Source organism: Kordia sp. (assembly GCF_965283645.1).
In the GTDB taxonomy this organism is placed as follows: Bacteria; Bacteroidota; Bacteroidia; order Flavobacteriales; family Flavobacteriaceae; genus Kordia.
Genome location: NZ_CBDIPG010000001.1, coordinates 517,457 through 535,742, shown reverse-complemented (window position 1 = coordinate 535,742; position 18,286 = coordinate 517,457). Strand labels below are relative to the sequence as shown.

Here is an 18,286-nt window from a genome sequence, read left to right as displayed (position 1 = left end):
ATGAAAAATTTTAAATACATACTCACATCACTTTTGAGTATTCTGTTACTAACAGTTAGTTGTCAGGATGATGAAGCGACCGTGGGAGATTTACTAACTCCAACTAATTTACAGGTAACTGCTACAATTGTTGGACAAGACGGAAACAATCCTAACGGAGACGGAAGTGGAGTTGTAAACTTCAGTGCTTCTGCCGAAGACACAAGTACATACCGATTTGTATACGAAGGAAATGAGCAAACTAACTCTGCAGGAGCAGCTTCATTTGTATTCTCAAGTTTAGGTATAAACTCATATACTGTAACGGTTATAGCCTACGGAACAGGAGGAAACTCAACATCAACGACAATTACTGTTGAAGTATTAGCAACCTATGCACCACCAGCAGAATTAATTGAAAAATTAGTTGGAACTGGTTCAAGATCATGGAGAATTAAATCAGAACAACAAGGACACTTTGGGCTAGGGCCAGTTGGCGGTTCAATACCAACAGAATGGTATGGCGCAGGTCCAGACGAAAAAGCAACTGTAGGAATGTATGATGATCGATATGTCTTTTCTTCAGACGGAACATTTACATTTATCACAGACAGTACAAACGACGATCCAACGATGGATACTTCAGGAACTATATTTGGACGTGATGGTTTGGTTAATGATTTAGGAGCATCTGGAGGAACCATAAATGGAGCAGATGTTGAAAACTTACCATTCAATGACTTTAATGAAACTTGGGGATTAATTGCACCAGGAGGCGTTGAAACACTTACACTTACAGGTGACGGATTCATTGGATATTATACAGGCGGATCGCAAACTTATGAAATATTTGATCGTTCTGTACCAAATGAATTAGTACTACGAACTACAGACGGAAACGGAGAATTTGATTGGTGGTTTATCATTACATCTGCAGAACCAGCATCAAATAATTTCCAAACGCAATACAATAACTTAGTTTGGGAAGACGATTTTAATGTAGATGGTGCGCCAGATGCAGCAAATTGGACATACGACCTTGGAGCAGGTGGTTGGGGTAATGGCGAATCACAAGAATATACCAACGCTACTGAAAATGTAGTCGTAGAAAATGGAATGCTAAAAATTACCGCTATAAAAGACGGTAGTGGAAACTATACTTCTTCACGATTAAAATCAGAAAATTTATACGAATTTACCTATGGTAGAGTAGAAGTTCGTGCCAAATTACCAGCTTCGCAAGGAACATGGCCAGCAATTTGGATGTTAGGCGCAAACTTTGACACAGTTGGATGGCCAACATGTGGAGAAATAGACATTATGGAACAAAAAGGACAAGATAAAAATACAGTGCTATCTACTGTACATCATCCAGCAGTGTCTCCAGGCGCAGGTGATTCTGCAGCAACTTCATTACCAACATCAACAACAGAATTTCATAACTACACTGTAGAGTGGACAGCGACAGAGATTATATTCTTGGTAGATGATTTTGTATTTCATACGGTTAGCAATGATGCAACGTTACCTTTTAATGACGATTTCTTCCTTATTCTAAATGTTGCAATGGGAGGAACACTTGGTGGAAATATAGATCCAGCATTTACACAAGACTCAATGGAAATTGACTATGTTAGAGTATACCAATAAATAATTAATTTTATTTGGATAAGCTAAAAAAACTTGCCATATCATTTGCTTCTTTCATATCAATGAAGTGCAAAAATGGCAAGTTTTTTAATTTCAATACCTAAAAGATAAAGCTTTAAATATGTTATATAAAAAGGTGTAAAACAACGACATCGATTTCGTAAATTTAACAGTAAACACCTCAAATACGCTATATAACTCAAATTTAGTTCATTAAACATCTACAACAAACGGTATTGCTACTACAACATTACTACAACATCTTGCTAAATACTTGAAAAACAAGGGTTGTATTTAAAAAATATAAAAAAAATAATATCGTTGAGAATCCTTTAAAATCAAGGTGTTTAAATTAGAAATAATGTAAAATTAATGAGTTTTTATTGCGATGTATGTTTTTTGTTGTGGTTCTTTTTAAAGATTTCGTACTAATTATATATAGTTTTAATAAATAACAAAATCATATCGAGTACCAACTCGAATCAATTGAAAAAAAACTAATCAAAATGAAATGAGCTATGATTCTTAGTTGTCTACAACTAATTTGATTATTTGCGAATTCCATCTGACCTAATTAACAAATTAAAAACAAACAGATGAAAAAAACCTTTCTAACATTAGCACTGATTTTTTTAACAACATCTATGTTTTCTCAAGCAGGCAATGTTGCTGTTGAGAAAAACAGTCAAGGAATGAAATTGGTAGTTAACGGAAAAGATTTCATAATCAATGGTATGAACTGGGATTATGTACCTATCGGTTCTACAATTACCGATCCTGGAATATGGAATAGATCTGACGAAATTATCATGTCAGCTTTAGACGCTGAAATGTTATTGCTAAAAAACATGGGCGTAAATACCATTAGAACATATGGCTTAAAACCTAAATGGGTCAGATACATATATGAAAAGCACGGTATCTACACAATGATAAACATCACTTTTGGTGCTTACGGACTTACTATAAACGGCGCTTGGACTCCACAAACAGATTATGCTGACCCAGCAACAAGAAAAATATTGATGGATGAAGCAATAGAAATGGCTAACACATACAAAGACACGCCAGGACTATTAATGTACATGATAGGAAATGAAAACAACTATCACTTATCATGGACAGGAGCAGAAACAGAAGCAATTCCGATTGAAGGCGTAGATTCTAACAAAATAAAATCTGCTCGTGCATTATACAAAGCTTTCAATGATGCAACCTTAGAAATCAAAAAAATAGATACATCACATCCTGTTACTATCTGTAATGGTGATCTACTATATTTAGATATAGTAAAAGAAGAATGTAAAGACATTGACATATATGGTACCAACATGTACCGAGGAATCTCATTTGGTGATGCATTCCAAAGAGTGAAAGACGAATTAGACAAGCCAATACTATTTGCAGAGTTTGGAGCTGATGCTTTCAATGCAAGAGATAACAAAGAAGATCAATACTCGCAAGCGTATTATATGACAGGAAACTGGAAAGAAATATATGCAAATGCGGCAGGTTTAGGGAAAGCAAACAACTCTATAGGAGGATTTACATTTCAATTCTCTGATGGTTGGTGGAAATATATGCAAACCAAAAACTTAGATGTTCATGATAATGTTGCCGTTTGGCCAAATGGAGGATACTCTAGAGATCAAGAAAAAGCAACAGATTTAAACATGAATGAAGAGTGGTTTGGTATCTGTGCAAAAGGACCAACAGACGCAAGAGGTCTTTACACATTATATCCACGTGCCGCTTACTACGCACTAAAAGAAGCGCATCAATTAAACCCATATGATTCTCAAATGACTTCAGAATTTCTCTCGAATTACTTTGACAACATTCAAATAATGGATGCCGTCCTAAGAGCTAGAGGAGATAAAGCCGCCGCTGGTGGTGGAAGCAACCAAAAAATACGTATCAGTCAACTAAGAGCTGAATTTACAACATTCAATACTGGAGGAAGTTTAATTACAACACCTCAAAACGCTGACCCAGACGAAAATGTATATCCAAATCAATTAGGTTTTGATCACATGCAATCATATTTTATCGGTGTCGAAGGAAATCCCGCTCCTAACATGAGAGCAAACGTAAACTTCAATATTCTTGGTCGTGTTGCTGAAAATCCAATCGATGAAATTTTTTACGAAAATAGAGGACGAAACCTTAATCTTGACTCTAATACGGGAGAAGTAGTACTTTCTGATGTAAATCGTGTTAATGTTTACAATGCAGAATTTGAATGGAATGCCAAAGACTTCGATTTACGAGGTTTCTATCGTACAGGTCATTACCATTGGGGATATGAAGGAGATATTTTCGGATTATATCCAGAAGCTAACTACGGACCTAACTTAGACATCTACGGAGGAGAAATTTTAGGAATAGAAATAGATGGAAAACGAGACTTTAAAGGCTTAAAAGCGGCATTTGGACCACAACTTTGGTGGGGAGCAAATCCGACAATGTTATTAAAATACTCAAAAAACTATAAAGGATGGGACATTACAGGTATCTATCACAGAGATCTTAATACGGATCTTGAATTTGATGATACAGGACGTCGTGTCTTAGATGTAAATCAAGTACGAAGTGGTGTAATTCCTGCTTGGCCAATCGAAAGAGCTACGTTAGCACTCGAAAAAGACTTTGGTAAGGTCGGACTATCTGTCGGAGGTATTTGGGCAGGAAACCCATTAAATGGAAGTGTGTACCAAGATGTTAGAGGAAGTTCTGGAAATTACACGGTAGTTGAAGACAAAATAAAATCTACCGATAATTGGGGAGCAAAAGCAAAAATCACGTACCAAGGCGGAAGATTCAACATGTATGCACAAGGTTCTGTAATGGGATTAGTAGCCAATGGAGGAGCCGACCAAACACAAACATTTACAGGTTGGAGACTAAGAGATTCTGGAAGTGGAAACATGACAAACTTCTTATCTGGTTTCACATATTCATATGGAAACTTCCAAATTGCACCAAACTTCATGTGGCAAAGACCATTAGTAGATGCAATGCCATCAGATGTGCAAGCACCAGGTAGACTAAGAAACGTAATTGATGATCCATTTGCAGTACGAGGTGGAAACCGAGAAATGACAGCTGGAGAAATTCTTTTCACTTACGATCCAACACCAGGAACTTGGATGTATGAGTGGAACAACGATAGAGCAGAAGATGCAAAATTTGCTGCAAACTTAGGATTCGTATTCCGTCACTTACCAACACAACAAGATGCACACATTGGATTCAACGCCAATCGTACATTCTTCGCGTTCCCAAATGCAGTTCCTGCAGAAGACTTATGGGAAATAAACTCACGTATGGTATCTAAAGTATCACCTGAATTAGGAATCATTGCAAACTTCTACTATGGAAATGCACAAGCAAATGGAGATGATTCTCGATTAATTAAAAGATTTGGTGGAGATATACGAATGATTTACAAGAAAATTCAAGTAATGTCTCACGTAAAAATTAACGATTGGGGACCATTTGATTACCACAGAGATTTCAATTTAACATATCCAACACAATTAATGTTAGATATATCTACCTCACTTAGCAAGCCAGATTGGTTTCTTTTACCAAGTACAAGAATTGGAATTCGTGGAACATGGCGTGCATTAGATGAATTTTCTCCAAGATATGCTCCAAATGCTACTGCTGGCGAATTTGCAACAGCACCAATAATAAGTCCAGTTGGATTTGATAATGGTACTGAATGGGAAATAAGAACATACATACACATCAACATTGGAAAATAAAAAAGCTATACAAATGAAAAAATTAACATATTTCAAAAATATACTATTTACAGGCTTAGCGATTGCAATGACTGTAAGTTGTGAAAGAGATATATCGGATGATGCGGTAGAAGCAAGATTCCCAAACACACCAGATATATTTACGGATGCTCCAGTTGGACTTACAGATGAATTTTTTACTTCATTTGATCCTGCTGTTGGTGCAAACACAGAAGGTTTTGGAACCGACGAAGACGTAGCTTATGAAGGCACATCGTCTATAAGAATTGATGTGCCAGCTCCAAATGATCCAGATGGTAACTTTATTGGTGGAATTTTTAAAGACAGAGGTGAAGGTAGAGATTTATCTAGCTACGATGCTTTAACTTTTTGGGCAAAAGGTACGCTTACCGGAACTATAGAAGTAGGTTTTGGTACTGATTTCTTAACAGATACCTATCCTGTTTCAACAGTAATTCAATTATCAAGCGGTTGGAAAAAATATATCATTCCAATTCCTGATGCTTCAAAACTAATACAAGAAAGAGGAATGTTCCTATTCTCTGCAGGATCTTTTGATGCCTTAGGAAATGACAACTTTGCCGATGCAAGCTCATTTAATGACAATATTGGATACACATTTTGGATAGATGAATTAAGATTTGAAAACCTAGGAACTGTAAGTTTAGTAGCTCCATTTATGCTTAATGGACAAGATGTAGAAATTGATAACTTTACAGGATATACGCAAACAATTGATGGTTTAGGAGCCACTTTTAACCTAGCAAACGGACAGAACGTATCGGTTAAGGCTTCAAAAAATTATTTCGATTTCGCTTCATCAGACACGTCAGTTGCTACAGTAAATGCTAATGGAGATGTAAGTGTTATTGGAGCTGGTGTAGCTACTATAACAGCAAACATAGGAAATGCAACAGCAAACGGATCTTTAGAAATAACTTCAACAGGATCATTTGTAAATGCTCCAACTCCAACACAAGCACAAGCAGATGTCATTTCTATCTATAGTGATTCTTATACAAGCGTTGACGGATTTGATCCAGGAGTATTTGCAGGTTCGAATACTCAGAATATTTCAGTACAAGGTTTTGATGGTAACAATCACGTAAACTATGAAGGAATAGACTTCATAGGAATTGGATGGAATGGAACTGTAAATGTAACGGGCGAGACCATGGTACATTTAGATGTTCAATTAACAAGCGGTGCTGGTTCAGCACTTGTCATGGAATTAATAGATTTTGGTCCGGATGACACTGACAACGGTTTCGGTGATGGATCAGCTGGTGGATTCAATATCAGCAGTCAATTGATACAAGGAGATTGGGTAAGTATAGATATCCCTTTAAGTTCCTTTACACTACCTACAGGTGGTGGCGGTTCAGGCTCTCCTAATTTAGGTAATATCGGTTACATAGTTTTTGTTTCCTCTAACGGAGCATCATTTTTAGTCGACAACATATATTTCTATTAAGAATTCATAAAATTTTAAATATGAAAAAAATAATTAAAAATAGTATGCTAGCATTAACAATCATTTCAAGTGTTGTTTTTGTTAGTTGTGAAGCAGATGAAACACAGACAGTTGCTACGCTAAATAATTTAGTCATGTCTGATGAGTTTGATATTGATGGTGCGCCAGATGCAAGCTTATGGACGTACGATTTAGGAGATGGAACGCAACAAGGCATACCAGGCTGGGGAAACAACGAATTGCAAGTATATACAAACAACTCGGAAAATGTAGAAGTTCAAAATGGACTCTTAGTCCTAACGGCTAGAGAAAGCAATTCAGGTGGTTATACTTCCGCGAGGATAAAAACGCAAGGACTTTTTGAGCAACAATATGGTCGTTTTGAAGCACGAATTCGTTTGCCACAAGGAAAAGGCTTATGGCCAGCATTTTGGCTATTAGGAAGTGATTGTGATCAGAATCCTTGGCCAGCATGTGGAGAAATTGACATTATGGAATACTTAGGAGATGCTCCTACAGTTGTTTTAGGAAGTGTACACGGACCAAATTATTCAGGAGCAGCATCAATCTCAAAAGAATATGAACTCACTAACGATAGATTTGATACAGGTTTTCATGTATTTGGTATCGAATGGAGTCCAAATCAAATCAATTATTACGTAGATGATGTACTATATCAAAGCATTACACCAGAAACCGTTGCAGAAGAAACTGATGGTCAAGGAACGTGGGCATTTGATAACTCTTTCTACATCATCATGAATGTAGCAGTCGGAGGAAACTTGCCTGGTAGCCCAGATGCAAATACAATTTTTCCACAAAGAATGTTTGTTGACTACGTAAGAGTTTATAACTAAAAAACACAAAGACATGAAATTTTTAAAATATAAAATAACCCTACTTTCGCTACTAGTAGTCTCATTAGCAATGTTCACTTCATGTGAAGACGACAATGAAAGTGGAGTAGAACTCATAGGATTAGAAGCAAAATTTGTTAAAGAAATTGACTCTAAAACAATTTCATTCATCAATGTTTCCAACGGAGCCACTTCGTATGCATGGAACCTTGGTGATGGTACAACTTCCACATTAGAGAGTCCTGTAAAAAGGTACGACAACGGAACGTACACGGTAAGCCTAACAGCATACAATGACAAAGGAGCATCCAGTGTATTTGAAGAAACATTCATCATTGATGGATGTGTTGACGAAACAGATGAAAATACTGATCCAGCAAATGGTGATCTAAATTGGACTTTTTTAAGTGATGATACAATCTTTGATGCCTTCGGAAACATTGGCGGTGCTATTGTATCAAATCCAGTATTAGATGCCGTAAACAGTAGTTGTAATGTACAAGTCTATGAAAAAGCAAACGGTTGTGAAGTTTGGTCTGGAGTAGGTGTTGAACTTGCAACTCCATTAGATTTTTCAACAATTACCAACAAAACTTTTAAAATGAAGGTTTTAGCACAAAATCAAGTTACTGATGTTACGCTAAGACTAGAATTTATGCCTTTTCCAAACGTAAATCCTTTTCAAGAAAGAATTGCAACCATAACACAAGTAGGGCAATGGCAAGAACTTAGTTTTGACTTCACAAATGTTGCATCCGGAACTTTTAAAAGTGTAATAATCTACTTTGAAAGAAATGCTCCATGTGATGGTGATATCTATTATTTTGACGATATCACACAAGAATAAAACTCTAAACATACATTAAAATTCCCCTACTTCTCTGGAAGTAATAATTGACCAATAATGATTAATGAAACAATAAGCTTAGATCAAGATATTTTATCAAATATGTCTCAAATAGAAACCGTACACATAGACAACGAAAGTTTTTACAAAATTTCGAACAGCGATACCATCAGACCATTTTTTATGAGTATCGTAAGCGATTCCAATCACTGGATGTTTATCTCCAGTAATGGAGGATTATCAGCTGGACGTAAAAATTCAGAATACGCACTTTTTCCATACTACACTGATGATAAAATCACAGAGTCAGCAGATATCACTGGAAATAAATCAATTTTTCAAGTTACTAAAAACAACAAAGAACAACTTTGGGAACCATTCTCAGAACGGTACGAAGGAATGTATGAAGTAACGCGAAATCTCTATAAAAACAATTATGGAAACAAAATACTATTTGAAGAGATTAATCATGATTTAGAATTGACATTTCGCTATATGTGGAATTCAAGTGATCAGTACGGATTCGTAAAAAAATCAAAACTAATCAACAATTCTCAAGAAACAGTTCATGTTTCTATATTAGATGGAATTCAAAATGTTTTGCCATTTGGTGTTGGAGCAGATTTACAAAACGCAAGTAGTAATCTTGTAGATGCCTACAAACGTAATGAATTAGAAGAAAGTACTGGTTTAGGAATCTATGCGCTTAGCGCGATAATTGTAGACAAAGCAGCACCAAGTGAAGCCTTAAAAGCCAATGTAGTTTGGTCATTAGGGTTTGACAATGCACGTTACTTACTATCGTCATTACAACTAAGAGAATTCCGCAAACGCCATCCAATTCAGCAAGAAATAGATGTAAAAGCGGAAAAAGGAGCCTATTTTATAAATGCTGACGTAAGCTTAGATGCTTCTGAAAGCAAAGAGTGGATAACGGTTGCAAATGTAAATCAAGATCATGCTGATATTGCAAACCTATCACATCAAATACAAAATGAAGAAGATTTAGCTGAAAAAATAGAACAAACTATAAATGTTGGTACAGAACGTTTAGTCGCACTCAATGCCGCTTCGGATGCGTTACAACTATCCGCTGACAAATTTAGAGACACACGTCATTTTGCAAACACGTTATTCAATATCATGCGTGGTGGAATTTTTGACGATAATTATCAAATTGAAAAGTGGGATTTTAAAAACTATATCTCAAACGCAAACAAAAAAGTTGCCAGAACTGCGGAAAACATCATCAATGCATTACCCGAGATCTTTACCATTTCTGAACTAAAAGAATTAGCATACGACAGCCCAGACAAAAACTTCAGACGTTTATGTTTAGAATACATGCCATTAAAATTCAGTCGTCGTCACGGAGATCCAAGTCGTCCTTGGAACAAATTCTCTATCAATACGCGAAGTGAAGTTGATGGTTCAAAAATACTTGATTACGAAGGAAACTGGCGTGATATATTCCAAAACTGGGAAGCGCTAGCACATTCATATCCAGAATTTATTGAAAGCATGATTCATAAATTCTTAAACGCAACAACGTTTGATGGGTACAATCCATACCGTGTGACAAAAGGAGGTTTCGACTGGGAAACCATTGAACCAGACGATCCTTGGTCGTACATCGGATATTGGGGAGATCACCAAATCATTTACCTACAAAAATTCTTAGAAATCATTGAAAGCCACAAGCCAGGAAAACTGGAAAGCTTCTTTGAAAAAGACCTATTTGTATATGCAAACGTACCGTACAAAATAAAAAAATATCAAGACTTACTAAAAAATCCAAAAGATACGATTGAATTTGATGAAGGCTTAGATCATAACATTCGTGACGAAAGAGAAAAACTAGGTGCTGATGGCGCGTTACTGCGTGATGAAAGTAGATTTATAGTAAAAGTAAATTTCGTAGAAAAAATACTTGCAACAACACTTGCAAAACTCTCTAACTTCATTCCAGAAGGTGGTATTTGGATGAATACACAACGTCCGGAATGGAATGATGCCAACAATGCGTTGGTAGGAAACGGAGTTTCAATGGTAACACTATACTACTTAAGACGCTTTTTAAAGTTTTTCAATGATGTATTTGCCAACACAACAACGGAAACAGTTGAAATTTCGAATGAATTAGCAACATTCTTCCATAAAATAGCAAATACATTTTCAACACACAAAGGCTTACTAGCTGGAAAAATAAACGATACTGCACGTAAACAAGTCTTAGACGGTTTAGGAAATGCAGGAAGTGAGTACAGAGAACAAATCTATAACAATGCATTTTCAGGAAGAAAAACAACAATTTCTATCCATGAAATCAAAGAATTTGTAGCAACCAGTCTGGAATACTTAGAACATTCAATTGAAGCTAACAAACGTTCGGACAATCTTTACCATGCATACAATTTAATGACAGTTAAAGGTGATGGAGAAATTTCTATTTCGTACTTAAATGAAATGCTAGAAGGACAAGTTGCAGTATTAAGTTCAGGATATATAAACTCAAAAGAAGCGTTAGCTGTACTTGATGCGTTAAAAAATAGCAAACTATTCCGACCAGATCAATACAGTTATTTACTCTATCCAAACAAAGAATTAAAAGGATTCATACAGCGTAACAACATCTCAAAAGAAGCTGTTGCAAAATCAAAATTATTGAATGAATTACTAAACGATAATAACGGAAGTATCATTTCACAAGCTATTAATGGCGAATATCATTTTAATGGAAACTTCAAAAATGCAGGCGATTTAAGTCAGGCATTACAACAACTAAGCAACACTTCATACAACGAATTGGCAACAGCTGACACAGCGTATGTTTTAGAAATATTTGAAGACGTATTCAATCACAAAGAATTTACAGGTCGTTCAGGTACATTTTACGGATATGAAGGCTTAGGATCTATCTATTGGCACATGGTGTCAAAACTACAACTAGCAGTATTTGAATGCTGTATAAAAGCAATTCGTGAAAACGAAAGCGACGAAGTTGTAGGTAGATTGTTAGAACACTATTACGAAATAAATGAAGGAATTGGCGTGCACAAATCGCCATCATTATATGGTGCTTTCCCAACAGATCCGTATTCACATACGCCAGCAGGAAAAGGTGCGCAACAACCAGGAATGACAGGACAAGTAAAAGAAGACATCTTAAGTCGTTTTGGCGAATTGGGTGTATTTGTATCGGAAGGAGAACTCTTCTTTGATCCATGTATGTTGCGTAAAGATGAATTTTTACAAAAAGATCAAGTATTCAATTATATAAACATTGCAAAAGAACAAAAACAACTTCCAATACAAAAAGGATCGTTGTGCTTTACATACTGTCAAGTACCAATTGTATACACAATAGCGGACGCATACGGACTGACGGTTCATTTCAAAGATGGATCAAGAAATACATTCCAAAACTTACGTTTAGATGCGGCTACAAGTCAGCATGTATTCAATCGTGCAGGCGAAATAACTCAAATCAATGTGAATATCAAACCAAGTCATTTAAAGTAAAAAGTTAGATCATCATGAGAACATTAAAACACATATCGAAACTACTATTGGTAACGCTATTGATGATGTCTTGTGAAAATTCACAAAAAAAGAAGGCATCATTGCCAGAACAAAAAACACAAAAAAAAGTGACAGCTAAAGATATATTAGGAAACAAAAACTATTTAGCAATCTCATATGGAGGTTATCGTGATACATTACGTAACATTCAACCAACCATTGCAGAGCTAAAAGAAGACATGAAGATTCTCTATGCGATGGATATTCGAGTTTTGCGTACATATAATGTTCAACTACCACATGCAACCAACATTTTAAAAGCTATCAGGGAACTGAAAAACGAAGACACAAATTTTGAGATGTATGTCATGTTAGGCGCATGGATTGATTGTAAAAATGCTTGGACAAACCAAGTTCCCGATCACAATCAGGAAAGTGAACAAAATAAAGGCGAAATCGAACGCGCTGTCGCATTAGCGAATCAATATGATGACATTGTAAAAATAATAGCTGTTGGTAATGAAGCTATGGTAAAATGGGCTGCAAGCTACTATGTACAACCCAATGTAATCCTAAAATGGGTAAACCATTTACAAGAATTAAAAGCAACAGGAAAACTGTCTAAAGACTTGTGGATTACAAGTTCTGACAACTTTGCTTCTTGGGGCGGTGGCGATAAAATATACCATGTAGAAGACTTAAACAAATTAATAAAAGCGGTAGACTATATCTCAATGCATACCTATCCAATGCACGATACACACTATCATCCTGTTTTTTGGGGAATAGAAGAAAATTCAGAAAAATCAAGTCTTCAAAAAATTGATGCCGCAATGTTGAGAGCAAAAGAATACGCAATCTCGCAATATGACAGTGTGTTCAATTACATGAAAAGTTTAGGGGTAAACAAACCAATTCACATTGGTGAAACAGGTTGGGCTTCGTCTTCTAACGGGCATTACGGAAACAGAGGAAGTAAAGCTACAGATGAATACAAAGAAGCAATCTATTACAAACACATGCGCGAATGGACAGCAGAAGCAAACATGTCATGTTTCTACTTTGAAGCCTTTGATGAAATTTGGAAAGATGCACGAAATCCAGGCGGTTCTGAAAATCACTTTGGACTATTTACGATTGATGGAAAAGCAAAATATGCGCTTTGGAACTTAGTAGACAAAGGTGCCTTTAAAGGATTAACACGAAATGGAAATCCAATCACAAAAACGTATAGCGGTGACAAAGATTCGTTACTCTTAGAAGTGCAGTTGCCACCAATAAAAGCTAAAGTAACCGTAAATCACTAATTATGAAAAAAACAAAAACATATAGTTTGGTAATGATTCTCATGATGGTAATGGCATGTAAAGAAGAAGCAAAAATTCCTGAATTACAGGCAACAATAGTAGAAACATCTGAAAGCGGAAACAAACTAACACCTGTAACTGAATTTACAAAAGGTGAAAATACTACAGAAATAGTAATAACACCTGAAAAAGAATATCAAAAAATCACTGGTTTTGGCGGTGCTTTTACGGAATCGTCTGCGTATTTACTAAACAGACTAAGTAAAGAAAACAGAAACAAAATCATCAAAGCATACTTTGACAAAGATGGCGCAAACTATTCATTAACGCGTACGCACATGAATTCATGTGATTTCTCGCTTTCAAACTATTCGTATACACCAGTTGAAGATGACGTAAACTTAGAACATTTTACAATAGAAGAAGATCGTGATGATCTCATTCCGATGATAAAAGATGCTATGGCGGCCTCACAAGATGGTTTCAAAATATTTGGATCTCCATGGACAGCCGCACCTTGGATGAAAGACAATGACCATTGGGTTGGTGGAAAACTATTGCCAAAATACTATGATACGTGGGCATTATTCTTTTCAAAATATGTAGATGCATACAAAGCAGAAGGAATTGATATTTGGGGATTTACTGTAGAAAACGAACCACACGGAAACGGAAACAACTGGGAAAGTATGCACTTTACTCCAGAAGAAATGACAACATTTGTACAACATCACTTAGGTCCAAAACTGGAAGCAGACGGAAAGGGTGATTTAATTATTTTAGGATACGATCAAAATCGTGAAGGTCTAAAAGAATGGGTTGATGTCATGTATAAAGATGAAGCTTCTTCAAAATACTATGACGGAACGGCAATTCATTGGTATGAAAGTACATACGACTATTTTCCTGAAGCATTACAATATGCACATAACAAAGCACCAGACAAATACCTAATTGAAACAGAAGGTTGTGTAGATTCACAAGTTCCTGTATGGAAAGATGATGCTTGGTATTGGAAAAAAGAAGCTACAGATTGGGGCTGGGATTGGGCACCTGAAGATCAAAAACACTTACATCCAAAATATGCACCTGTAAATAGGTACGCACGAGATATCATAGGTTGTCTTAACAACTGGGTAGATGGTTGGGTAGACTGGAATATGGTATTGGACAGACAAGGTGGACCAAACTGGTTCAAAAACTGGTGTGTTGCACCTGTAATTGTCGATCCAGATGCAGATGAAGTATACATGACGCCACTTTACTACACAATGGCACACTTTAGCAAATACATTCGTCCTGGCGCAAAAGTTATTGATGCAAACAATACTGACAACGATTTAATGGTCACTGCGGCAAAAAACCCTGATGGAACAATTGCTGTTGTAGTATTTAACGAAGGAAAAACTGAAAAACACTTTTCACTAAAACTAGAAGAAAAAACAAAACATATATCGATTAAACCACAAGCAATTCAAACAATCGTTATAGCCAACTAATTAAAAACCAAACTATGAGTAGCACAAGTTCTTCATCAAATAAAGTGGCGATGGGCCAAAAAATCGCTTTTGGATTTGGAATGTTAGCCAATCAAATGTTTCCAGCTGCATTGGGGATTTTTATGGTCGTTTTAGTTCAAAACCTTGGTTTTCCTGGATGGATGTGGGGAATAATTTACTTTTTTCCTAGAATTTTTGATTCTTTCACAGATCCAATAATGGGCTTTATCTCAGATAACACAAAATCTAAATGGGGAAGACGAAGACAATATGTATTTATTGGTGCTATAGTTATGGGAATATCTTTTGCTATAATGTGGCAATTATATGTAGATAGTGGAGTTGATTACAACTTTGTTTATTTCATGTTTTGGTCTTTCATATTTTATTTGGGACTTACCATTTTTAGCGTACCATATGTAGCTATGGGATATGAAATGAGTGACGATTTTCATGAGCGTACAAGCATTATGGCAACTGCGCAGTGGATTGGACAATGGGCTTGGGTAATAGCTCCTTGGTTTTGGGTTATCATGTATATGAATGGTGATGACGGATGGTTTGAAACAGCAGAAGAAGCAACTCGGACATTAGCTATTTGGGTTGGTATCATTTTAATGTTTATTGCAATGATTCCTGCACTATTTATAAAAAGCAAATCAACTGTTGATGAAGACTATGCCGATTTATCGCTTAGGAACATGAAAGGTAGTTTCAATGAAATCATACTTGGGTTTAAAGAAGCACTAAAAATTAAGCCATTTCGAAAGTTATGTATCTCAACATTTTTAATATTCAATGCATTTAATACAGTTGCCACATTTACCTTTTTCATAATAGTATATCAACTGTTCAATGGTGATGCAAATGCCGCAAACGCTGGATATTGGCCATCATTATTTGGATGTCTTGGCGCACTATCAACAACATTTATAGTCATTCCTGTAGTTACATGGATGTCTAAAAAACTAGGAAAGAAAAATGCATTTATTTGGTCACAAGGAATCTCTTTAATTGGGTACGTACTCCTTTGGTTTCTATTAATTCCGGGCAAACCGTACATGTTTATTTTTGCGCTGCCTTTCTTCTCATTTGGTATCGGAAGTCTATTTACATTAATGATGTCCATGACATCCGATGTTATAGATTTAGACGAATTAAATACTGGCAAAAGAAGAGAAGGTATTTTTGGTGCTATTTATTGGTGGATGGTAAAATTCGGATTTGCCATTGCTGGAGCTTTAAGTGGTGTTATACTAACTATTATTGGGTTTGAAGAAGGTGTTGCTGCAACTGACCAAGAAGGCGCTATTATAGGTTTGCGAGCATTTTTCTCAGGTCTTCCAATAGTAGGAACATTAATAGCAATGTATGTAATGCGTGATTATGACATTACAGAAGAAAAAGCATTAGAAATAAGTGCAAAACTAGCAAGAAGAAAAAATGCACCAAAAGAACTAATAACCTCATACTATGAAGGCGCAAAACTATCGTCATTAGGTGGTCTTGATATTAAAATTAATACCTCAAAAGATATTGATTACGATTCAAAAAGTATTGGAGAAATCACAACACTATTCAGAGAATCTCTGTACAAAGGTATGCACGGTTTATGTTTTAGTCCCTACAAAGAAGGACAAGATATTGGCGATCAACTAACAGAAAGTCAAATTATAGACAGAATAAACATCATAGCTTCTCACACAAAATGGGTGCGTTCATTCTCATGTACAGACGGAAACGAATTCATTCCAAAAGCGGCACGTGCAAGAGGACTCAAAACAATGGTTGGTGCTTGGATAGGAAATGATAAAAAACGAAATGAAAAAGAAATCAACTCTCTAATTGAGTTGGCTCAAAGTGGATTGGTTGATATAGCCGTTATCGGAAACGAAGTCTTAATGCGAAATGAACTCAGCGAAAAAGAAATCATACACTACATACAACGAGTGAAAGCCGCATTGCCAAACATTCCAATTGGATATGTAGATGCGTACTATCAATTTACAGATCGTCCAAAACTTATTGATGCATGTGACTTACTATTAATCAACTGTTATCCGTTTTGGGAAGGAAGTAGTATAGAAAACTCTTCCATATACCTACGACAAATGTATGCGCTTACACAAAAACTTGCCAAAAACAAAAAAGTAATCATTACAGAAACGGGTTGGCCAGATCAAGGTTCACACGAAAGTGGAGCTGTTCCTTCGGCTGAAAATGCAATGAAATACTTCATAAATACTCAAAAATGGTCTAGAGATGAAAATATAGAAATATTCTATTTCTCATCATTTGATGAATCTTGGAAAGTACGCCATGAAGGAGATTTAGGAGCACGTTGGGGAATTTGGAATAAAAACGAAAAATTAAAATTTAGCTAAAAAATCATCATAGAGCAAAGTTTAATTGTGAAACGATACAGTTTCAAGGAGAATTATAAATTAACAAAGAATACAACCAAAAAATGTCATACAGAGACGAAGATTATCGTTTATACGAAGGTGTAAACTTTACGGAACATTCAGGAATAAATTTCGAAAAATATTCTATTGAAGATTTAAAAAAACTTTGGAAAGCTACGCTTAATAAAGGCATGCATGGTATCTGTTTTAGTATGTATGAAGACGGACAAGAGCCAGGAGATACCATAAGTGAAGCGCAAGTAGAACGAAGAATAAAAATTTTAAAACCATATTCAAAATGGGTACGTTCTTTCTCATGTATAGAAGGAAATGAACACATTCCGCGTTTTGCAAAAAAACATGGAATGAAAACAATGGTTGGTGCTTGGTTAGGAGATGACAAAGATGACAATGAAAAAGAAATTGAAGCACTTATACAACTAGGAAAAGAAGGTCTTATTGATATTGCAGCAGTAGGAAACGAAGTGCTTTACAGAAACGATTTAACACTTGAAGAATTACTAAGCTATATCAAAAGAGTAAAAGAAGCATTACCAGATGTTCAAGTAGGATATGTAGATGCATACTATGAATTTTCAGTACATCCAGAACTTGTAGAAATTAGTGATGTCATTCTAAGTAATTGCTATCCATATTGGGAAGGTTGCCACATTGATGGTTCTCTGGCGCACATGCAACAAATGTACGGACAAGCAATGCATGCGGCCAATGGTAAAAAAGTAATCATTACCGAAACGGGTTGGCCAAGTGAAGGCGGAAGTTTACGAGGAGCAACATCTTCGGAAATAAATGCCATAAAATATTTTATAAACTCACAAGTTTGGGCGGAAAAAGAAAACATTGAAACATTTTACTTCTCATCATTTGATGAATCTTGGAAAACAGGAGACGAAGGTGATGTTGGGGCATATTGGGGACTATGGGACAAACACGAGCAACTAAAATTTTAACAACT

At 35.9% G+C, this 18,286-nt stretch carries 10 protein-coding genes; all 10 read left to right on the top strand.

Translation table 11 applies throughout. The features are described 5' to 3' along the window. Nucleotides 1-1,629: a glycoside hydrolase family 16 protein gene (locus ACQ654_RS02280; protein ID WP_430408691.1), complete on the top strand. Its 1,629-nt coding sequence runs from the start codon at nt 1-3 to the stop codon at nt 1,627-1,629. 596 nt (nt 1,630-2,225) lie between these two features. Then, nucleotides 2,226-5,399, top strand: a complete 3,174-nt coding sequence (locus tag ACQ654_RS02275) for a glycoside hydrolase family 2 TIM barrel-domain containing protein (RefSeq protein WP_430408690.1) — start codon at nt 2,226-2,228, stop codon at nt 5,397-5,399. 13 nt (nt 5,400-5,412) lie between these two features. Then, nucleotides 5,413-6,873 (top strand): hypothetical protein, encoded by a 1,461-nt coding sequence (locus tag ACQ654_RS02270; RefSeq protein WP_430408689.1) that lies wholly within the window; start codon nt 5,413-5,415, stop codon nt 6,871-6,873. A 20-nt stretch (nt 6,874-6,893) separates the two neighbouring features. After that, nucleotides 6,894-7,730, top strand: coding sequence for a glycoside hydrolase family 16 protein (locus ACQ654_RS02265; RefSeq protein WP_430408688.1), 837 nt, complete (start codon nt 6,894-6,896; stop codon nt 7,728-7,730). Nucleotides 7,731-7,743: 13 nt separating this feature from the next. Beyond that, complete coding sequence (locus tag ACQ654_RS02260) at nt 7,744-8,577, top strand: PKD domain-containing protein (protein WP_430408687.1); 834 nt, start codon at nt 7,744-7,746, stop codon at nt 8,575-8,577. A 57-nt stretch (nt 8,578-8,634) separates the two neighbouring features. Continuing rightward, the gene (locus ACQ654_RS02255; protein WP_430408686.1) at nt 8,635-12,099 is read left to right on the top strand and encodes a hypothetical protein; all 3,465 of its coding nucleotides are present in this window, start codon (nt 8,635-8,637) and stop codon (nt 12,097-12,099) included. A gap of 14 nt (nt 12,100-12,113) precedes the next feature. Then, a complete protein-coding gene (locus tag ACQ654_RS02250; protein WP_430408685.1) occupies nt 12,114-13,406 on the top strand; it encodes a glycosyl hydrolase family 17 protein in 1,293 nt (430 codons plus the stop codon). Between the two features lie 2 nt (nt 13,407-13,408). Next, nucleotides 13,409-14,905, top strand: a complete 1,497-nt coding sequence (locus ACQ654_RS02245; protein ID WP_430408684.1) for a glycoside hydrolase family 30 protein — start codon at nt 13,409-13,411, stop codon at nt 14,903-14,905. 50 nt (nt 14,906-14,955) lie between these two features. Beyond that, the gene (locus ACQ654_RS02240; protein ID WP_430408683.1) at nt 14,956-17,289 is read left to right on the top strand and encodes an MFS transporter; all 2,334 of its coding nucleotides are present in this window, start codon (nt 14,956-14,958) and stop codon (nt 17,287-17,289) included. Between the two features lie 83 nt (nt 17,290-17,372). Continuing rightward, a complete protein-coding gene (locus ACQ654_RS02235; RefSeq protein ID WP_430408682.1) occupies nt 17,373-18,281 on the top strand; it encodes a glycosyl hydrolase family 17 protein in 909 nt (302 codons plus the stop codon). Nucleotides 18,282-18,286 lie beyond the last annotated feature (5 nt).